Annotated in this window: 19 protein-coding genes; 12 read left to right on the top strand and 7 right to left on the bottom strand. The window is 73.7% G+C overall.

Annotated features, from left to right (window positions below; genetic code table 11):
• The first annotated feature begins 59 nt into the window (after positions 1-59).
• On the top strand, positions 60-1,250 hold the full coding sequence (locus ACYX4T_RS19785) for a glycoside hydrolase family 6 protein (RefSeq protein WP_476010983.1): 1,191 nt from the start codon (positions 60-62) through the stop codon (positions 1,248-1,250).
• A 55-nt stretch (positions 1,251-1,305) separates the two neighbouring features.
• Here the strand turns inward: ACYX4T_RS19785 and ACYX4T_RS19790 are convergent, their stop codons facing one another.
• The 3 genes from ACYX4T_RS19790 to ACYX4T_RS19800 all read right to left on the bottom strand — a co-directional run bounded on the left by ACYX4T_RS19790 (position 1,306) and on the right by ACYX4T_RS19800 (position 3,429).
• A complete protein-coding gene (locus ACYX4T_RS19790) occupies positions 1,306-2,169 on the bottom strand; it encodes an NAD(P)-dependent oxidoreductase (protein ID WP_476010984.1) in 864 nt (287 codons plus the stop codon).
• A 9-nt stretch (positions 2,170-2,178) separates the two neighbouring features.
• Positions 2,179-2,757, bottom strand: coding sequence for a peroxidase-related enzyme (locus ACYX4T_RS19795; RefSeq protein ID WP_476010985.1), 579 nt, complete (start codon positions 2,755-2,757; stop codon positions 2,179-2,181).
• A gap of 189 nt (positions 2,758-2,946) precedes the next feature.
• Positions 2,947-3,429, bottom strand: a complete 483-nt coding sequence (locus ACYX4T_RS19800) for a hypothetical protein (RefSeq protein ID WP_476010986.1) — start codon at positions 3,427-3,429, stop codon at positions 2,947-2,949.
• Between the two features lie 180 nt (positions 3,430-3,609).
• On the opposite strand from ACYX4T_RS19800, the gene ACYX4T_RS19805 reads away from it, so the two are divergent.
• The 5 genes from ACYX4T_RS19805 (at position 3,610) to ACYX4T_RS19825 (ending at position 8,072) form a co-directional block, all read left to right on the top strand.
• Positions 3,610-3,948 carry a DUF3024 domain-containing protein gene (locus ACYX4T_RS19805; RefSeq protein WP_476010987.1) on the top strand — a complete coding sequence of 113 codons (339 nt, stop codon included), beginning with the start codon at positions 3,610-3,612 and terminating at the stop codon, positions 3,946-3,948.
• 52 nt (positions 3,949-4,000) lie between these two features.
• Positions 4,001-4,618: an NUDIX hydrolase gene (locus ACYX4T_RS19810; RefSeq protein ID WP_476010988.1), complete on the top strand. Its 618-nt coding sequence runs from the start codon at positions 4,001-4,003 to the stop codon at positions 4,616-4,618.
• 130 nt (positions 4,619-4,748) lie between these two features.
• The gene (asnB, locus tag ACYX4T_RS19815; protein ID WP_476010989.1) at positions 4,749-6,314 is read left to right on the top strand and encodes an asparagine synthase (glutamine-hydrolyzing); all 1,566 of its coding nucleotides are present in this window, start codon (positions 4,749-4,751) and stop codon (positions 6,312-6,314) included.
• An 86-nt stretch (positions 6,315-6,400) separates the two neighbouring features.
• A complete protein-coding gene (locus ACYX4T_RS19820) occupies positions 6,401-7,231 on the top strand; it encodes an aldo/keto reductase (protein WP_476010990.1) in 831 nt (276 codons plus the stop codon).
• A gap of 196 nt (positions 7,232-7,427) precedes the next feature.
• On the top strand, positions 7,428-8,072 hold the full coding sequence (locus ACYX4T_RS19825) for a TenA family protein (protein WP_476010991.1): 645 nt from the start codon (positions 7,428-7,430) through the stop codon (positions 8,070-8,072).
• Here the strand turns inward: ACYX4T_RS19825 and ACYX4T_RS19830 are convergent.
• Positions 8,069-8,452, bottom strand: a complete 384-nt coding sequence (locus tag ACYX4T_RS19830) for an HNH endonuclease (RefSeq protein ID WP_476010992.1) — start codon at positions 8,450-8,452, stop codon at positions 8,069-8,071. The two genes, ACYX4T_RS19825 and ACYX4T_RS19830, sit on opposite strands and share 4 nt — an antisense overlap.
• Positions 8,453-8,559: 107 nt before the next feature.
• On the opposite strand from ACYX4T_RS19830, the gene ACYX4T_RS19835 reads away from it, so the two are divergent.
• Complete coding sequence (locus ACYX4T_RS19835; protein WP_476010993.1) at positions 8,560-9,048, top strand: hypothetical protein; 489 nt, start codon at positions 8,560-8,562, stop codon at positions 9,046-9,048.
• 61 nt (positions 9,049-9,109) lie between these two features.
• On the top strand, positions 9,110-10,759 hold the full coding sequence (locus ACYX4T_RS19840; protein WP_476010994.1) for a glycoside hydrolase family 13 protein: 1,650 nt from the start codon (positions 9,110-9,112) through the stop codon (positions 10,757-10,759).
• A 43-nt stretch (positions 10,760-10,802) separates the two neighbouring features.
• On the opposite strand, the gene ACYX4T_RS19845 is transcribed toward ACYX4T_RS19840, so the two are convergent.
• Both ACYX4T_RS19845 and ACYX4T_RS19850 read right to left on the bottom strand, forming a co-directional pair.
• Complete coding sequence (locus ACYX4T_RS19845) at positions 10,803-12,095, bottom strand: DUF4032 domain-containing protein (protein WP_476010995.1); 1,293 nt, start codon at positions 12,093-12,095, stop codon at positions 10,803-10,805.
• A complete protein-coding gene (locus ACYX4T_RS19850) occupies positions 12,092-13,120 on the bottom strand; it encodes a LacI family DNA-binding transcriptional regulator (RefSeq protein WP_476010996.1) in 1,029 nt (342 codons plus the stop codon). The genes ACYX4T_RS19845 and ACYX4T_RS19850 overlap by 4 nt, the downstream gene beginning before the upstream one ends.
• 236 nt (positions 13,121-13,356) lie before the next feature.
• Here ACYX4T_RS19850 and ACYX4T_RS19855 point away from each other — a divergent pair, with 236 nt between their 5' ends.
• From ACYX4T_RS19855 to ACYX4T_RS19870, 4 genes are read left to right on the top strand one after another with little or no spacing between them, the layout of a single operon-like run.
• A complete protein-coding gene (locus tag ACYX4T_RS19855; protein WP_476010997.1) occupies positions 13,357-14,658 on the top strand; it encodes an extracellular solute-binding protein in 1,302 nt (433 codons plus the stop codon).
• Positions 14,655-15,611, top strand: coding sequence for a carbohydrate ABC transporter permease (locus ACYX4T_RS19860; protein WP_476010998.1), 957 nt, complete (start codon positions 14,655-14,657; stop codon positions 15,609-15,611). Before ACYX4T_RS19855 ends, ACYX4T_RS19860 begins: the two co-directional genes overlap by 4 nt.
• Positions 15,612-15,613: 2 nt before the next feature.
• Complete coding sequence (locus ACYX4T_RS19865) at positions 15,614-16,447, top strand: carbohydrate ABC transporter permease (protein WP_476010999.1); 834 nt, start codon at positions 15,614-15,616, stop codon at positions 16,445-16,447.
• Positions 16,448-16,458: 11 nt separating this feature from the next.
• Complete coding sequence (locus ACYX4T_RS19870; protein WP_476011000.1) at positions 16,459-17,691, top strand: ABC transporter ATP-binding protein; 1,233 nt, start codon at positions 16,459-16,461, stop codon at positions 17,689-17,691.
• 18 nt (positions 17,692-17,709) lie between these two features.
• On the opposite strand, the gene ACYX4T_RS19875 is transcribed toward ACYX4T_RS19870, so the two are convergent.
• Positions 17,710-18,678, bottom strand: a complete 969-nt coding sequence (locus tag ACYX4T_RS19875) for a hypothetical protein (RefSeq protein WP_476011001.1) — start codon at positions 18,676-18,678, stop codon at positions 17,710-17,712.

Below are 18,678 nucleotides of genomic sequence, written 5' to 3' on the forward strand. Positions count from 1 at the left end.
CCGGGGGTGGCTCGACGGTGGCACGTGATGGACGGACGACGCGGGGCGAGGCGGGACCGGTGACCCCGGACGCGCCGCGCGGCGCGACGGAACCGCCCGAGCTGGCGGAGCCCGCGACCCAGCCGATCCCGGTCGCGTCGGGCGCACCGACCGAGCGCGTGGAGCGCCGACGCGAGCCGGCCGACGCCCCGGTGCCCGGTGAGCGTCGCGAGCGCCGCGCCGCGGCGCGCCGAGGCCCGACCCGCGGCTGGGTCGTCGCCGGCGCGGCCGCCGCGGTCGCCCTGGTCACGGCGGTCGGCATCGCGGCCTGCGGTACGAGCTCCGACACCGGCGGCGAGGCCGGCGGCCCGCCGGTCGCACCGGCGGCCTCCGAGTTCTGGGTCGACCCCGCCTCGTCGGCGGCCCGCCAGGTCGAGGCGTGGCGCGCCGAGGGCCGTGGCGACGACGCGGCGGCGCTCGAGAAGATCGCGCGCCAGCCCGTCGCCATCTGGCCGACCGGCGAGACCGGCGGCGTCGAGGGCGAGGTCGCGGGCGTCGTCTCCCAGGCGCGCGCGGCGGGACGCACCCCGGTGCTCACCGCCTACAACATCCCCAACCGCGACTGCGGCCTGTACTCCAGCGGCGGCGCCGAGAACGAGGACGCGTACCGCGAGTGGCTCGACGCCTTCGCGCGGGGCATGGGCGGCAACCCTGCGGTCGTGGTCCTGGAGCCGGACGCCCTGCCCCAGACGCTCACGAACTGCGAGGGCGAGGGCGAGCAGGAGGGCCGCGAGGAGCTGCTCGCCGAGGCCGCCCGGACGCTGACCCGGGCCGGCGGCGAGGTGTACATCGACGCCGGCAACCCGGGCTTCGTCACCAACATCGACGAGCTCGCGGGCGGCCTGCGCACCAGCGGCGTCGGCGAGGCGGCGGGCTTCGCGCTCAACGTCTCGAACTTCATGACCACCGACCAGGTGCGCGCCTACGGGGACCGGGTGTCCGACGCGCTGGGTGGCGCCCGGTACGTCATCGACACCAGCCGCAACGGCAACGGCAGCTACGACGGCCCCGAGCAGCCGACGTGGTGCAACCCGCCGGGCCGGGCCCTGGGCACCCCGCCGACCCGCGACACCGGCTCGCCGCGCGTCGCGGCGTTCCTGTGGGTCAAGGAGCCGGGCGACTCCGACGGTGACTGCCGCGGCGCCCCGGCGGCCGGCGACTTCTGGCCGCAGTACGCCCTGGACCTCGCGAACAACACCCCCGGCGACTGACACCCATGTGAGCACTTTCCGGGCCTATAGGCCCGGAAAGTGCTCACGGAGGGCGTCAGTAGGCGTGCACCACGGCGGCCATGTCCTCGCTGCCGTGGCCGCCGTCGGAGGCGACGGCGAGGCGGTCGCGCACGGCCGTGGCGAGCGTGGCGTCGACGCCGGCCTCGCGCAGGGCCTCGTGGATGAGGTCGGTGTCCTTGATGACGCCGTCCAGCTCGAACGACGGCGTGTAGTCGGCGTCGATCATCGCCTTGCCCTTGAGCTGCACGTACGGCGCGTTGACCGCCCCGCCGTCGACGGCGTCGAGGAACTGCTGCGGGTCCAGGCCCAGCCCGCGGGCGAGCGCGATCGACTGGGCGATGCCGTTGACCATGACCCCGATCCAGGCGTTGATCGCGAGCTTGAGCCTGCTGGCATCGCCGACCGTCTCACTCACCCACTGCGTCCGCGAGCCGATGGCGTCGAAGACCGGCTGCACCGCCGCGCGCAGCGACGACGGCCCCGACGCGAGCACCACGAGCTGGCCGTTCTCGGCCGGCGCCCTGGTGCCGAGCATCGGGGCGTCGAGGAAGTCGACGCCCGCGTCCCGGGCCAGGCCCGCGAGCCGGTCGGTGCCCTCGATGCCCACCGTGCTGGTCTGCACCCACACCGCGCCGTCGCGCACCTTCCCGAGCACCGGCTCCATGGTCTGGGCCACCGCGTCGGTGTCGAAGAGCATGGTGATGACGACGTCGGCCTCGGCGACCGCCTCCGCGGCGGTCTCCGCGACGCGCGCGCCGTCGTCGGCCAGGGGTCTCGCCTTCTCGGTGCTGCGGTTCCACACGGTGACCGGGAGTCCCTCGCGCAGCAGGCTGCGGGCCATCCCCGCGCCCATGATCCCGGTGCCGAGCACGGCGACGGACGGACCTGCATCGCTCATGCCTGCGGCCTACCCCCGCGGTTCGCGCCCCATGCCGAAGAACTCCGCGTTGGGCCGCAGCGCGGTGAGGTGGGCGAGCCGGTTCGACATGGCGAACAGGGCCGTGACGGCGCCGACGTCCCAGATCTCCTCGTCGGACAGTCCGGCGTCCCGGGCCGCGTCGAGGTCGTCCTCGGACAGCGACGCGGAGTCCAGCGCGAGGGCCAGGGCGAGGTCGACGATGGCGCGCCGGCGCGGGTCGAGCGAGGCGCCGTAGGGGTTGATGCCGACGTGGTCGGCGAGCTCGGGCTCCTTGCTGCGGATGCGCAGGATCGCGCCGTGGGCGACGACGCAGTAGGTGCAGTGGTTGGCGCCGGACGTCGCGACGACCACGAGCTCGCGCTCGGCCTTCGACAGCGGGGACTCCCGCTCCATGAGCGCGTCGTGGTAGTCGAGGAAGGCCCGCAGCTCGGCGGGCCGGTGCCCGAGCGCGCGGAAGATGTTGGGCACGAACCCCGAGCGCTCGGCGATCGCGCCGACGCGCTCGCGCAGGTCGTCGGGGAGGTCGTCGAGCTCGACGACGGGGAAGCGGCTCACGGCATCGGTCACCCGCGGCACCGTAGGACCGGGACGTCGGCGCGGCCAGGGGTGGCGGCGCCCGGGGGAGCGAGGGACGCCGTGGGTGCCTGGGACGCAGCGAGGGAGGCCCTCGCTGCTCACCCCGCGAGCTCACCCCCCGCGAGCTCACCCTCTGCGAGCACAGCCCGCGAGCTCAGCCCGGGAGCTCAGCCCGGGAGCTCAGCCCGGCGGGCGGAAGGTGATGCCGCAGCGCTGCTGGGTGACCTCCTGGATGCGCGCCACCGCGGGGCCGGCCTCGCGCTGCAGGCGCTCGAGCTCGGCGCGGTCGATGCGGGCGGGGTCGCCGCCGGTCTCGGCGAGCGAGGTCAGCGCCTGGTCGGTGAGGGCCTGGACCGTGCGCCACTCGCCGGCGATCTCGGGCGGAGCGGTGGCGACGAGGTCCGCGACCTGGCGCCGGGCGGCGTCCGAGGACGGCATCACCCCGCCGGCGCCGGCGCCGGGCGCCGCCTGCTCGGTCTGGACGCGCGTCACCGCGTCGCAGTACGGCTTCACCGCCGGGTCGGGCGTCGCGGGAGCGGCGGCGGACGGCGGGGCCGAGGCACCCGACGCGCCCGGGGTCCCCGGCGCCGTCGACCCGCCGCAGGCCGCGACACCGAGCGCGAGCCCGAGCCCCGCCACCGTGCCGACCACGACGCGGCCCACCCCGGAACCCGCTCGAGAACCCGCTCGAGAACCCACGCCCGTCACCTCCTCGCGCTGCTCGTGCGCATGCTGGCAGGCGCGCCCGCCGGTGCCCGGACCGGGTGGTGAGCACACCCCGCCCGTCCGGGCGTGGCGCGGGGCACTCCCGGCCCACCGGGCGCCCGTGTCACAGTGAGTCCCGTGCAGGTCGCCGACGAACACCGCGCGCTCGTGCGCCAGTGGTGTGCCCGCCGCGTGCCGCCGGAGCAGCGCGACCTGCTGCGGATCTCCTACACCGAGCGGGCCGGGCGCATCACGATCTCGGCCCGCCGCGCGCCGGTGTTCCCCGAGCTCGGCACCGGCTGGACCACGGAGCCGCTCGCCCAGCTGCGCCTGCTGCCCGACGAGGAGCGCTGGATCCTGCTCTGGCCCGACTCGAGCGGCCGCTGGCACCGCTACCCCGACGAGTCGAAGGCGAGCTCGCCGGCCCCGCTGCTCGACATCGTCGACGCCGACCCGACGGGGATCTTCTGGGGATGAGCCCCGCCCGATGAGCCCCGCCCGATGAGCCCCGCCCGATGAGCCCCGCCCGATGAGCCCGGCCACCGCGGCCGAGGTCGCGACGCGCGTGCGCACGCACGACCGCGACGACCGCCACACCGCCCACCGGCCCGACCTGCGCGCCGCGGCCGTCGCCGTCGTCGTCCTCGACGACCCGCGGCGCGGTCCCGGGGTGCTGCTGACCCGCCGTACCTCGCGACTGCGCGACCACCCCGGCCAGTTCGCGCTGCCCGGCGGATCGGTGGACCCGGGGGAGGACGTCGTCACCGCCGCGCGCCGCGAGCTCGACGAGGAGCTCGGCCTGCGCCTCGACACCGGGACGGTGCTGGGCCTGCTCGACGACTACCCGACGCGCTCGGGCTTCGTGATCACCCCGGTGGTGATGGCCGCCGCCGGTGCCGTGGCCGACCTGCGGCCCTCGCCCGACGAGGTCAGCGAGCTGTTCCACATCACCCTCGACGAGCTCGACGTCGAGCCGCTGTTCCACGAGATCGAGGAGTCGCCGCGGCCCGTCGTGCAGATGCCGCTGGTGGGCCACTTCATCCACGCGCCGACGGCGGCGGTGCTCCTGCAGTTCCGCGAGGTCGCGCTCCACGGACGCACCACGCGCGTCGACGGGTTGGAACAACCGGTGTTCGCCTGGCGTTGAGTGACGCGCATGTGAGGGATCGTTAAAGAGCGGTGACACAGGCGACGGTCGGGTGCGGATCAGCGCGTCCGATGGTTGTCTGGTCTGTGCTCTACGGCCCGACCGTGGTCCAGTCGAGAACACTGAGGATGTGGGACGCACCGTGTGCGGAATCGTCGCGGCGTACGGAACGATCAATCCTGACAAGTGCGAGCGGATGCTCGCCCGCATCCACCACCGGGGGCCGGACGACACCGGCCGGGTGCAGCTGGAGAACGCGTGGCTCGGCCACCAGCGCCTCTCGATCATGGACGTCACCGGCGGCAAGCAGCCCATCGCCGACGACACCGACTCGGCCTTCGTGGTCGGCAACGGCGAGATCTACAACCACGAGGACATCCGGGACGTCCTGTCCGAGGTCCGCTTCGCGACCGACTCGGACACCGAGTCGGCGTTCCGCCTGGTCCTGCGCGACGGCTCGGCCGCCCTGCACGAGGTGCGCGGCATGTTCGCCCTCGCGATGGCCCACACCGACGGCCGCGGCGCCGTCGCCCGCGACCCGATCGGCATCAAGCCGCTGTACTGGGCGCGCCTCGACGGCGTGACGATCTTCGCGAGCGAGCTGCGCGCCTTCGACCCCGAGGACCAGCCCTTCGTCGAGGCCTTCCCGCCCGGGCACGTCTGGACGCCGGGCGTCGCCGGCGACGTCGCCGACGGCGCGATGGTCCGCTTCGCCGACGCGGTCCCGGTCGAGGTCCGCCCCGCGCGCCTCGCACCGGACAAGCAGTGGACCGAGGAGGACCTCGGGCACATCCGCGACGTGCTCTCCGACTCGATCCGCCGCCACATGATGAGCGACGTCCCCGTCGGCGTCTTCCTCTCCGGCGGGCTCGACTCCGCGATCGTCGCCGCCGTCGCGGTGAAGGTCGCCGAGGAGAAGGGCGAGCGCCTCCCGACCTTCGCGGTCGGCACCGAGGGCTCCGCCGACCTGCTCGCCGCCCGTGCCGTCGCCGAGTACCTCGGCACCGACCACCACGAGATCGTGCCCACCGCCGACGACCTGGAGTCCGCGCTCGACGAGGCCGTCACGGTCATCGAGCACTTCGACCCGGCGCTGGTGCGCTCGGCGGTGCCGAACCTGCTGCTCGCCCGCGAGGCGGTGAAGCACGTCAAGGTGGTGCTCACCGGCGAGGGCGCCGACGAGCTCTTCGCCGGCTACGAGTACGTGCACAGCGAGGAGTTCTCGACGCCGGACACCATGCAGGCCGAGCTCGTGCGCTCCATCGAGTCGCTGCACGAGCTCAACCTGCAGCGCTGCGACCGCGCGACCATGAACTACGGCCTCGAGGCCCGCGTGCCGTTCCTCGACGCCACGGTCATGCGCGAGATGCTCGCGATCCCGGCCGAGTGGAAGCTCATGTCGGAGGAGCGCACCGAGAAGCAGCTCCTGCGCGAGGCGTTCGACGGGATGGTCCCGCACGACATCATCTGGCGCGGCAAGGAGCAGTTCGGCGACGGCTCCGGTGCCAAGGACGTCCTCTCCAAGCTCGTCGAGAAGGAGAAGGCCAAGGAGGGCGCGCAGGACGCGGAGCCCCCGACGGTCGAGCACGGCTGGGCGCTGCGCAGCGACGAGGAGATCGCCTACTACCGGACCTGGCACCGCTCGTTCGCGGGTGTGCGCCCGGACCGCACCCTGGGCGCGTTCGCGACGGCGTGACCGGCGGGCGCCCGCCCCGGAGACGGGGCGGGCGTCACCGCCCGTCCGGTGGTTGAGTGCCGGAGCACCCCGGGTATCCGCTGTCCATGAGCGATGTCCCCGGTATCGAGCTGAACAACGGCGCGACCATTCCCCAGCTGGGGTTCGGTGTGTTCCAGATCGACCCGTCGGACACGGCGGACACGGTCCAGCAGGCGTTCGACGCCGGCTACCGGCACATCGACACCGCCCAGATGTACGGCAACGAGGCCGAGGTCGGCGAGGCGATCGCGAAGTCGGGCCTGCAGCGCGACGAGTTGTGGATCACGACGAAGTGCAACAACTCGAACCACGGCTACGACGACGCGCAGACCGCGCTCGACGAGAGCCTGTCGAAGCTCGGGCTCGACCGCGTGGACCTGTACCTCATCCACTGGCCGCTGCCCGGCAAGGACCTCTACGTCGACACGTGGAAGGGCTTCGAGAAGGCGCACGCCGACGGCAAGGCGCGCACCATCGGCGTCTCGAACTTCCAGCCGCACCACCTCGACCGGCTGCTGGAGGAGACCGACACGGTGCCGGCGATCAACCAGATCGAGCTGCACCCGCACATGCAGCAGGCCGCGCTGCGCTCCTACCACCAGCGCCACGGCATCCGCACCGAGGCGTGGAGCCCGATCGGTCAGGGCAAGGGCCTGCTCGACGCCCCGGAGCTCGGCGAGATCGCGCAGTCGCACGGCAGGAGCCCGGCCCAGGTGGTGCTCCGCTGGCACATCCAGCTCGGCAACATCATCTTCCCGAAGTCGGTCACTCCCGAGCGCATCCGGGAGAACATGGCGATCTTCGACTTCGAGCTCTCCGACGACGAGATGCAGAAGATCGAGGGGATGGAGAAGGCCGAGCGCATCGGCCCCGACCCCGACAAGTTCGACCGCTAGACACGTTCCCCGGCCGCCACCCCGCGCGGCCGGGACGCCCCGCGGCCCGGTCATCGGCGGAAGCCCCCGCCCGCCGATGACCGGCCGCGCCACGTGCGCGCCGGTGCGAGCGATGCGGCATCGCTGGCGTTCAGCACCAGGATCGCCACATCCTCGCCACGGCGACACGCCGCCATGGACCGGGGAGGATGGACCGATGGGCTTCGCCGACGAGCAGCGCGCCGCGACCGCGTCCACGTGGGCCGCGGCCGTCGGCCACCGCTTCGTCGACGAGCTCTGGGCGGGCCGGGTCGACGACGCCGTGCTCGCGCGCTATCTCGCGCAGGACGCCCTGTTCCTCGACCGCTTCGTGGCCCTGCTCGGCGCGGCCGTCGCGTCGGCGGACCGCACCCCGCCGCGCCTGGCGATCGCCCGCCAGCTCGGCCTGGTGGCCGGCGACGAGGACGACTACTTCGGCCGCGCCCTGACCCGCCTCGGGGCCACGGCCCCCGTCGACCCGCTGCCCCCGACGCGAGGGTTTCTCGCGCTGATGGACGAGGCGCGGTCCTCCGGGTCGTACGCGGAGGCCCTCACCGTGCTCCTCGTCGCCGAGTGGCTCTACCTCGACTGGGCGTCGCGGCCCGAGCCGTCACCGCGCGACTGGCTGCACGCCGAGTGGATCGACCTGCACCGCGACTCCGCCTTCACCGCCTGGGTCGAGCTGCTGCGCACCGAGACCGACCGCGTGGCGGCCGACGCCGACGACGTCACCCGTGAGCGCATGGCCACGCTGTTCGCCCGCGCCGTCGACCTGGAGCTCGCCTTCTTCGACGCGGCGTATGAGGGCCGGTACCAGCGCTAGGCCGCGGCCGGGAGCCGCTTGCGCAGCCGCCGCAGCTGCGCGTCGAGGTGTGGGCGCGCCCGGCGCTGCCCGCCGCGCGCGGCGATCGCCGCGACCAGCGACACCAGCACCCGTTCGAGCCGCGCGGCGTCGGGCGTCCACCCGCGGCGCTCGCACTCCTCGAGCCACTCCACCGCGCCGCGGTGCCCGCGCTCGCCGTTGCACCGGCGGCAGGCGGCCACCTCGTTCTCCAGCCACGACGGGCCGCCCTTGACCTTGGGCACGACGTGGTCGGTGGTCGCCCCGACGGCCCCGGTCAGCGGGCGGGCGCACCACAGGCACGTGTCGCCGTCGCGCTCCTGCGCGGCGACGAGCCGCTCGCGTCGCCCCGGCTGCCGCATCTCCTCCATGGTGCCACCGGATGCGCGTCCGGGCGGGGCAAGTGCCGGGGCGGTGGGTGCCGACGGCGGAGTGTCGCGGAGGTGATCCACGCCTAGCGTCGGGCGCGATGACCACCAACGGCACCGCCCCCCGCCCGTCCTCCGTGAGCGGCCCCGTCCTGGGTGATGCCGCCCGGCGCATGCTGCCCGTGGTCGCCGGCCGCCTGCTGGCCGCCGTCGTCGACCGTGCCGTGGAGAAGGTCGACGACCTCGCCGACCGGCTCGACGAGCGCAGCGGCACCCCGCCGCGGGAGCGCGAGCAGCCGGACGGCTCGTCCGGCCGGGCCGGCGCGGCCGTCGCGTTCCTCCTCGAGCAGGCCCGCGTCTTCCTCGCGTTCGTGGTGCGGATCGCCGCGCAGGCGCTCGAGGCGCTGCGCCGGGCGACCGAGCGGCTGCGGGCCCGCCGCGCGCCCGAGGGCATCGACGAGGCCCCGGCGCCGGAGGAGATCCTGGACGACGGGCACGCCGAGGACGACGACCTCGAGGACGAGTACGAGGACGACGAGGACGGGTACGACGACGAGGACGTCGAGGTGCGCGCCACGGCGAACGCCTGATCCGGCGGCCATCGGGCATCGTGGAGGGCGAGCCGTCCACGATCGATCCAGGAGTCGCCCGGTGACCGACACGCCCTCCGACACGCCCTGGTGGCGCGAGGCCGTCATCTACCAGGTCTACATCCGCAGCTTCGCCGACGCCGACGGCGACGGGATCGGGGACATCGCCGGGATCCGCGAGAAGCTGCCCTACCTCGCCGAGCTCGGGGTCGACGCGCTGTGGATCAACCCCTGGTACGCGTCCCCGCAGGCCGACGCGGGCTACGACGTCGCCGACTACCGGGCCATCGAGCCGGCGTACGGCACCGTCAGCGACGCCGAGAAGCTCATCGTCGACGCCCACGAGCACGGGCTGCGGCTGATCCCGGACATCGTGCCCAACCACACCTCCGACCAGCACGTCTGGTTCCTTGCGGCGCTGGCCGACGAGCCGGGCGCGCGGGACCGGTACGTGTTCCGGCCCGGGCGCGGCCCCGACGGCGCCGAGCCGCCGACCAACTGGCGCTCCCACTTCGGCGGCCCGGCGTGGACGCGCGTCGAGGACGGGTCCTGGTACCTGCACCTGTTCGACCCCGGCCAGCCCGACCTGAACTGGGCGAACCCGGAGGTCGCCGCCGAGTTCGAGGCGGTCCTGCGGTTCTGGTTCGACCGCGGCGTCGACGGGTTCCGGATCGACGTCGCGCACGGGCTGGTCAAGGACCCGGCGCTGCCCGACCTGCCCGACGCGAGCGACCTCATCGGGCGCAGCCACCCGCCGGGCGAGCACCCCTACGTCGACCGCGACGGCGTGCTCGCGATCTACGAGGCGTGGCGGCGGGTGGCCGACGAGTACCCGGGCGACCGGATGTTCGTCGCCGAGGCCTGGACGCCGGCCCCCGACCGCCTGGCCCGGTACGTGGCCCCGGGCCGCCTGCACACGGCGTTCAACTTCGACTACCTCGTCGCGCCCTGGGACGCGGCGGCGCTGCGCGGGACGATCGACAGCACCACCGACCGGCTGCGCGAGGTGGGCGCGTCGGCGACCTGGGTGCTGTCGAACCACGACGTCGTCCGCCACCCCAGCCGCTACGGGCGCCCCACGCGCGAGGCCGAGGAGGTCCCGACGTCCACGGTGGCCCGCGACGACCGCACCGACGTCGCGCTGGGCACCCGCCGCGCCCGCGCCGCGCTGCTGCTCGAGGCCGCGCTGCCGGGCGGCATGTACGTCTACCAGGGCGAGGAGCTCGGGCTGCCCGAGGTCGAGGACATCCCCTCCGACGCCCTCCAGGACCCGACCTGGCGGCGCTCCGGGAACACCGTGCGCGGGCGCGACGGCTGCCGCGTGCCGCTGCCGTGGTCGGCGTCCGACGGCGCGTCGACCGGCTTCAGCCCCGAGGGCGCCGACGCTCCGTGGCTGCCCCAGCCCGCCGGGTGGGACGCCTACGCGGCCGACCGCCAGCAGGGCGACCCGAACTCGGTGCTCGAGCTCTACCGGACCGTCCTGCGCCGCCGGCGCGCGGACCGGGCGCTCGGCGACGGGGAGCTGACGTGGGTGTCCGCGCCCGGCGACGAGGTCCTGCACCTGCGCCGCGAGCCCGGTTTCGCGTGCGTCGTCAACCTCGGCGCGGAGCCCGTGGACCTGCCGCCGCACGACGAGGTCCTGCTCACCAGCGTCCCGCTCGAGGACGGCCGGCTGGGGGCCGACGCGGCGGTGTGGCTGCGCGTGTCCTGAGCGGTCACCACTCCGCCTCACCACTCCGCCTCACCACTCCGCCTCACCACTCCGGCGGCACGTCCGGCACCGCGGGGTCGGGCTCGACGACGGGGAGGTCCGAGGCGGTGTCGACGACGACCGAGCGGGCGGCGGAGTCGGTCGGCGCGCGCTCGGCCAGGGCCTCCAGGGCGCGGTCGGTGCCGACGTCGGCGCCGGCCTGCTCGGAGAGCAGCCACCGGACCTCGAGCAGGTCGCAGTAGGCCTGCACGGCCGTGCCCACGTGGCGGACCGCGGCGTGGGCGCGGCGCATCCCCGGCGTCAGGACGTCGTGGAGCCAGCTCGCGATGGCCTGGTCCTCGGTGATCCGGCGTTCCGGGTGCTCGCGGGCGATGGTGCGCTGGTGGGCGCGCAGGTCGCCGAGCAGGATGCGCGCCTGGCCCTCGCCGACCTCCAGGCCCGTGAGCTCCTGCAGGTAGCGGGCGTGGTGGGTGCGCTCGCCGACGGCCACGCGCAGCCGCACGACCCCGCCGTCGGCGTCGTCGGCGGGCGCGAGGCTCACCTCGTCGACGACGTAGCCGAGGTCGTTGAGCTCGCGCACGGTGCCCTCGATGCGGTAGCGGTCGCCGAACGCGAACTGCGCCTGCCCGTGCAGCACCTCCCAGAGCGCCTCGTAGCGCGCCGGCAGCTCCATCGCCTCCTCGATGAGCTGCGGCTCGATCTCGGGCGGGCGGCCCAGGCTGGCGGCCAGGTCGGTCATGCCGGCGGCGACGTTCTCGACCAGGATCTCGAGGTCCATCGCCCGCTGGCCGTCGGACAGCGCGGGGTGGACCTCGCTGGTCTCGGCGTCGACGAGCCACGCCTGGAAGAGCTGGCCGTCGCGGGAGAACAGGGTGTTCGCGAGCGAGCAGTCGCCCCAGTAGACGCCGTGGCGGTGCAGCTCGACGAGCAGGCCGACCATGGCGTCGAACAGCCGGGAGCGCTGCGCGGGGCGGTTCGGGGGCAGGCGCGCGATGAGCCGCCGGTACTGCCACGAGCCGGTGAGGTAGCGCGTGAGCAGGATCGAGCAGTCGTGGTCGGGCTGGGTGACGAGCCCGGCCGGGCGCACGGCGGGCAGCCCGGTGGCCTCGAGGTGGCGCAGGACGTCGAACTCGCGACGCGCGATCCGCGGCGGCAGCTCCTTGAGCGCCCAGAGCGTCCCGTCGACCTCGACGAACCGCACGAGGTGGCGGCTCGGCCCGACCGGCAGCTCGCGCAGGGGCACGCTCTCGGGGGACCAGGAGGCGAGGGGCCGCTCCCAGGGCAGGGCGATCAGCCCGGGGGTCGGGACGCGCAGGCGCAGATCCGGTGCGGTCATCGGGGGGCTCCCGGGGGCGAGGTCGTCCCGCGCAGCACGAGACGGGTGGGCAGGAGCTCGGCCGGCGGCACCCCGTCCCCGAGCTCCCCGCGCAGGCCCGCCACGACGAGCTCGCCCGCGCGGCGGCCCTGCGCGCGGACGGGCTGGGCGACGGTGGTGAGGTCGGCGAGCGCGGCCAGGGGGTGGTCGTCGACGCCGATCACCGACAGGTCCTCGGGGACGCGCAGGCCCGCGCGGCGCAGGGTGCGGACCGCGCCGAGGGCGGTCTCGTCGTCGTGGGCGAACACGGCGGTCGGCGGGGAGCGCAGCCCCAGCAGGCGCGCCATGCCGTCGGCCCCGCCCTCGCCGCCCCACGGCACGGTGGCGACGAGGTCGTCGTCGGGTGGGATCCCGGCGTCGCCGAGGGCGGCGCGCCAGGCGGACGTCCGCCCGTCGGGGTCGGGGGCGAGGCGGCCGACGTCCTCGACGGCGATCATCCCGATGCGCCGGTGCCCGAGGTGGATGAGGTGGTCCATCGCCTGCCGGCCGGCGAGGTGGTCGTCGACGCCCACCGACGGGTAGGACGCCACGCGCCCGCCCGCGGCGACGACGTCGACGCCCAGCGAGGCCAGGCGGGCGTGCTCGGCCTCGTCGACGGCGAAGGCGAGCACGACCACGGCGTCCACCTTGCGCCGCGCGGGCAGCCGGGCGAAGAACGCGGCGCGCTCCTCGGGGCCGCCGACGCGGAAGAGCACGAGGTCGAGGTCGGCGGCCCGCAGCGCCGCCTCGAGGCCCTCGAGCAGCTCGCCGAAGAACCAGCGCGACGGGTGCGGGACGAGGACCGCGACGCGCCCGGTCGGCCCGCCGGCGAGCCGCGTGGCCTCCGGGGACGCGACGTAGTCCAGCTCCTCCGCGGCCTCGCGGACCCGGGCGCGGGTGGCCGCGGCGACGTGCGGGTGGTCGCCGAGGGCGCGGGAGGCGGTGGCCGCCGAGACCCCGGCGCGGCGTGCGACGTCGTCGAGCGTGACCCGCGGCGGCCCGGGCACGGGTGTGGACGGCCTCGTCCCCCGCGTGTCCCCGGTCACAGCGTTGCAGCATGACACCGACCCGCAAGCGCTTCCAGAGCAGTGCGGCCGCCCGGGACCGGAGGAGCCAGCGAACTGCCCCGGACGTCCCAGAGCAACCGTCCCGTCGCTCTGGGTGCTTGACTTGTGAGACCCGCATCACCACGCTCCCACCGCAAGCGGTTCCAACACGTGTGGGTGCCGGGAGGGGACGAAGGATGCGCCACCAACGACGGCGGCTCGTCGCCGTGGCCATGGCGATCGCCGTGACCGCCGCGCTGGCCGGTGCGTGCAGTTCCGGACCTCCGGGGCCCCCGGTGCTCACCTGGTACATCAACCCCGACGACGGGGGCCAGGACGAGATCGCGCAGCGGTGCTCCGAGCAGTCGGGCGGGCGCTACACGATCGCGACGAGCCAGCTCCCGCGGGAGGCCTCCGAGCAGCGCGAGCAGCTCGTGCGCCGTCTCGCGGCGGAGGACACGTCGATCGACCTCATGAGCCTCGACCCGCCCTACGTCCCCGAGTTCGCCCAGGCCGGGTTCCTCGCGCCGATGCCGCCCGAGGTCCAGGCCCGGGCCGCCGAGGGCGTCGTCCCGTCGGCGCTGGACGGGGCCTCGTGGCAGGGGGAGCTCGTCGCCGTGCCCTTCTGGGCCAACACGCAGCTCCTCTGGTACCGCAAGTCCCAGGTCGCGCAGATGGGCCTGGACATGTCGCAGCCCGTCACCTGGGACCAGATCATCCAGGCCGCCCAGCGGGCCGGGACGCAGGTCGGGGCGCAGGGCGCCCGCGCCGAGTCGCTGACGGTCTGGCTCAACGCGCTCATCGAGTCCGGCGACGGCGCGGTGATCACCAGCGAGAACCAGACCGACCCGGAGCTGGTCCAGCTCGGGCTCACGGCGCCGCCCGCGATCGAGGCCGCGCGGATCATGCGCAGCATGGTGGACACCGGCGTGGCCGGGCCCGGCTTCTCCACGCAGGACGAGGACGCCACCGCCAGCGCCTTCCAGGACGGGCGCTCCGCGTTCATGGTCAACTGGCCGTTCGTCTGGGGGCAGGCGACCAGCGGGGTCGAGGAGGGCACGCTCTCGCCCGACGTCGTGGCCGACTACGGCTGGGCGCTCTACCCGGCGACGGTGCCCGGCCTGCCCAGCGCGCCGCCCTACGGCGGGATCAACCTCGGGGTGGGCGCCTACTCGGCGCACCCGGACCTCGCCTACGACGCGACGGCCTGCATCACCACCGTCGAGAACACGGCGTACTACATGGTCAGCAACGGCAACCCGGCGGCGAAGCTCGCGGTGTACGACCGGCCCGAGGTGCTCGCCGAGTTCCCGATGGCGCCGGTGATCCGCCAGTCCCTGACGCAGGCCGCGCCGCGACCGAAGACGCCGTACTACGCCGAGGTGTCCGAGGGCCTCCAGCGCTCGTTCCACCCGGTCGGCGGCGTGGTGCCCGGCCCGACCAACCAGGCGGCGCAGGACCTCATCCAGGCGGTGCTGGCGAAGGAGGCCCTACTGTGAGCCAGACGATCGATCGGCCGCCCGCCGGGGCCGTCGAACCGGCCGCGGCCGGCACCGAGAGCGACAAGTCGCGCAGCGAGCGCCGCCTGGGCTGGATCCTGGCCGGGCCGGCCTTCGCGGTGATGCTGCTCGTCACCGCCTACCCGATCCTGCAGGCCCTCTGGTACTCGCTGTTCGACTACCGGCTGACCGACCCCACGAACCGGTCGTTCACCGGCCTGTCGAACTACGGGGTCATCCTCACCGACGCGGTGTGGTGGCAGGCCATCGGCGTCACGCTGCTGATCACGATCATCACCGTGGCCGTGGAGCTGGTCCTCGGCTTCGCGCTCGCGCTGGTGATGCTCCAGGCGCTCAAGGCGATCCGCCCCGTACTGCGCATCGTCATCCTCATCCCCTACGCGGTGATCACGGTGGTCTCCGCGTTCGCGTGGCAGTTCGCCTTCGACATCGAGTCCGGCTTCGTCAACACCTGGTTCTCGTGGGTCCCGGGCATCACCGAGAACACCGCCTGGTTCGGCGACTTCGGCTCCGCGCTGTTCGTCATCTGCCTCGCCGAGATCTGGAAGACCACGCCGTTCATCTCGCTCCTGCTGCTCGCGGGCCTGGCGCAGGTGCCCGACGTGCTCCAGGAGGCGGCGCGCGTCGACGGCGCCAGCTGGTGGCAGCGGATGACGCGGGTGACCATCCCGAACATGAAGGCGGCGATCATGGTCGCCCTGCTCTTCCGGACCCTCGACGCGTTCCGCGTGTTCGACTCGGTGTTCGTCATGACGGGCGGCTCGCAGGGGACCGAGACGGTGTCGTTCCTCGTCTACCGCCAGACGATCTCGCGGCTCGAGATCGGGCTCGGGTCGGCGACATCGGTGCTGCTGTTCATCACCGTGGTCATCCTCTGCGTGGGCTTCATCAAGATCTTTCGTGTCGACCTGTCCCAGGCCCGGGGGGAGTAGCGATGTCCACGCGCGAGAAGGTCCTGTGGGTCGTCGCCGGCATCCTGATCATCATCTACGCGCTCTTCCCGATCGCGTGGATCATCTCGCTGTCGCTGAAGTCGTCCTCGGACATCTCCAACGGCCAGTTCCTGCCGACCGTGCTGTCCTGGGAGAACTACCAGACCATCCTCGTCGGCGACGCCGCGGAGCTGTTCCTGCCCGCGCTGCGCAACTCGTTCGGCATCTGCATCATCGCCACCGCGATCTCCTCGCTGCTGGCGATGTTCGCCGCCTACGCGATCGCGCGCATCGACTTCCGCGGCAAGCGCATCATCCTGTCGACGGCGCTCGCGGTGGCGATCTTCCCGGTGATCGCGATCGCCACCCCGCTCTACAACCTGTGGCGCGAGGTGGGCCTGTACGACACCTGGCCCGGGCTGATCCTGCCCTACCTGTCGCTGACGCTCCCGATCTCGATCTGGACGCTGTCGGCGTTCTTCCGCGAGATCCCGTGGGAGATGGAGCAGGCCGCCCAGGTCGACGGCGCCACCCCGTGGCAGGCGTTCCGCAAGGTGATCGTCCCGCTCGCCGCCCCCGGCGTGTTCACCACCGCGATCATCGCGTTCTTCCTCGCCTGGAACGACTTCGTCTACGGCATCTCGCTGACCTCGACCGAGGCGTCCCGCCCGGTCCCGGCGGCGCTCGGCCTGTTCTCGGGCGCCTCCCAGTTCGAGTCGCCGAACGGGCCGATCGCCGCCGCCGCGGTGATCGTGACCATCCCCGTCGTCGTCCTCGTCCTGATCTTCCAGCGGCGCATCGTCGCCGGTCTCACCAACGGCGCCGTGAAGGGATAGGCGGTAGCACCATGGCCTCGATCGAGATGGACCACATCGTCAAGCGCTACGGCGACGGCTACCCGGCCGTGAACGACGTGAGCCTGGACATCGCCGACGGCGAGTTCGTGATCCTCGTCGGGCCGTCGGGCTGCGGGAAGTCGACGCTGCTGCGGATGATCGTCGGGCTGGAGGACATCACCTCCGGCGAGATGAAGATCGGTGGCAGCCGCGTCAACGAGAAGGCGCCGCGCGACCGGAACCTGTCGATGGTGTTCCAGAACTACGCGCTCTACCCGCACCTGTCGGTCTACGAGAACATCGCCTTCCCGCTGCGGCTGTCGAAGACGCCGGACGACGAGATCGACCGGCGGGTCAAGCAGGCCGCCGACGTGCTCGAGCTGCACGAACACCTGCAGCGCAAGCCGGCCAACCTCTCCGGCGGCCAGCGCCAGCGCGTGGCGATGGGGCGGGCGATCGTGCGCGACGCCGACGCGTTCCTGTTCGACGAGCCGCTGTCCAACCTCGACGCCAAGCTGCGCGGGCAGATGCGCACCGAGATCGCGCGTCTGCAGCGCCGCCTCGGGATCACGACCGTCTACGTCACCCACGACCAGACCGAGGCCATGACCCTCGGCGACCGGGTCTGCGTGCTGCGCAAGGGCGTGGTCCAGCAGGTCGCCTCGCCGCGCGAGCTCTACGAGCAGCCGGTCAACCTCTTCGTGGCGGGCTTCATCGGCTCGCCGCCGATGAACTTCCTGCCCGCGCAGCCGCGGGGGAGCACGCTGCGCACGCCGTTCGGCGACATCGAGATCGGCGACGAGCGGGCCTCGCAGGTGGCGGGCCACGAGCTGCTGCTCGTCGGTGCCCGTCCCGAGCACTTCGAGGACGCGAGCGTCGTCGACGAGGCCAAGAAGCCGCACGGCGCGAGCTTCACCGCCACGGTCGACGTCACCGAGTGGCTCGGCGACGCGCAGTACGCCTACATCCCCTACGAGGCGCCCGCCGAGGTCGCCGAGCAGCTCAAGGAGCTCTCCGAGGAGTTCGACTCCGAGCAGCTGCGGACCCAGGCCGTGGTGTCGATCGACTCGGCGAGCCGCGTCCGCGAGGGTCGTGAGACGGAGTTCTGGCTCGACACCCGCAAGATCCACATCTTCGACCCGAAGTCCGGCGAGAACCTCACCCGCGACGCCGAGAAGGGCCGCGAGCTGACCGAGATGGCCGAGGAGGACCGCGTCGACCAGGTGCAGCAGGCGCAGGCGTGACCCGGCACGCGGCGGCCGTCAGAGCCGGTGCCAGGCCTGGGCGAGCTGGGAGGCGATCGGCGTGACGACGCGCCGGTCGTTCCAGTAGTAGGGGTGGGCCAGGGGCGTCCAGCCCAGCCACCAAGGTCCGACGCCGACGCGGCGGTCCTCGGTGACCGCCGCGGCCCACGCGTCGGACAGCGGCCGCAGCGGTGAGGCGATGACGTCGTCGGGGTCGTAGACGTTGACCCACTCGCCGCGCTGCGCCGGGTGGTGGCGGTCGAACCCCGGGTTCGGGACGGCCAGCGGCTCCCCGAAGCCCTGGTGGCGCTGCGCCCACAGGGCCAGCGGGCTACCGAGCGTGTAGAACCACCCGAAGGTCTCGCCGCGCTCGAGCGGGGTGTCGCCCAGGGCCGAGGCGGCCGGCGGGGCGAGGTTCCCGCCGTCGTGCAGGCACTGCAGGTCGTAGAGGAAGTCGCTGGCCACCACGCTGCCGAGGCTGTGGCCGAGGACGACGAGGGGCGCGTCGCCGCCGGCGTCGGTCGCCAGCTCGTGCAGGGCCCGCGCCAGCACGCCCTGCACCTGCTCGTACTGACCGGTGCCGTCGCGGCCCGACCGGTAGGCGACCGCGTCGCCCAGGTAGTGCACGATCAGCCAGCGCAGGGTCGGGAAGTGGGCGTCGTCGAGCCCGGGCAGCCAGCGCAGGCCCGCCGTCGAGGCGGCGGCGAGGAGCGCCGGTGTCGAGCCCTGGCTCGCGCGCGCGGCGAGGGCGTCGAGGAGGCCGGTCAGCCACTGCGCCCGCTCCCCGCCGATCCGGGAGCTGAGCTGCTCCTGGCCCGGCTCGAAGACCGGTGCCCAGAACGCCGGCTTCATCACCAGCGCGTCGGCGGCCGGGACGCCGGCGATGCGCTCGAACTCCTCGCCGATCAGCGACATGGCGCGGTCGGCGTACTGTTCGCCGGCGCTCTCGACGCCGTGCACGAGCATGACGGCCAGGCGGCGGTTCAC

The sequence above is a fragment of the Actinomycetospora sp. ABD4_176 genome, from assembly GCF_056311855.1.

Excerpts from the sequence above, each read along its gene's own strand:
- ACYX4T_RS19790 (WP_476010984.1), bottom strand. The coding sequence starts at position 2,169 with ATGAGCGATGCAGGTCCGTCCGTCGCCGTGCTCGGCACCGGGATCATG.
- ACYX4T_RS19810 (WP_476010988.1), top strand. The coding sequence starts at position 4,001 with ATGAGCCCGGCCACCGCGGCCGAGGTCGCGACGCGCGTGCGCACGCAC.
- ACYX4T_RS19820 (WP_476010990.1), top strand. The coding sequence starts at position 6,401 with ATGAGCGATGTCCCCGGTATCGAGCTGAACAACGGCGCGACCATTCCC.
- ACYX4T_RS19825 (WP_476010991.1), top strand. The coding sequence starts at position 7,428 with ATGGGCTTCGCCGACGAGCAGCGCGCCGCGACCGCGTCCACGTGGGCC.
- ACYX4T_RS19830 (WP_476010992.1), bottom strand. The coding sequence starts at position 8,452 with ATGCGGCAGCCGGGGCGACGCGAGCGGCTCGTCGCCGCGCAGGAGCGC.
- ACYX4T_RS19835 (WP_476010993.1), top strand. The coding sequence starts at position 8,560 with ATGACCACCAACGGCACCGCCCCCCGCCCGTCCTCCGTGAGCGGCCCC.
- ACYX4T_RS19845 (WP_476010995.1), bottom strand. The coding sequence starts at position 12,095 with ATGACCGCACCGGATCTGCGCCTGCGCGTCCCGACCCCCGGGCTGATC.
- ACYX4T_RS19855 (WP_476010997.1), top strand. The coding sequence starts at position 13,357 with ATGCGCCACCAACGACGGCGGCTCGTCGCCGTGGCCATGGCGATCGCC.
- ACYX4T_RS19865 (WP_476010999.1), top strand. The coding sequence starts at position 15,614 with ATGTCCACGCGCGAGAAGGTCCTGTGGGTCGTCGCCGGCATCCTGATC.
- ACYX4T_RS19870 (WP_476011000.1), top strand. The coding sequence starts at position 16,459 with ATGGCCTCGATCGAGATGGACCACATCGTCAAGCGCTACGGCGACGGC.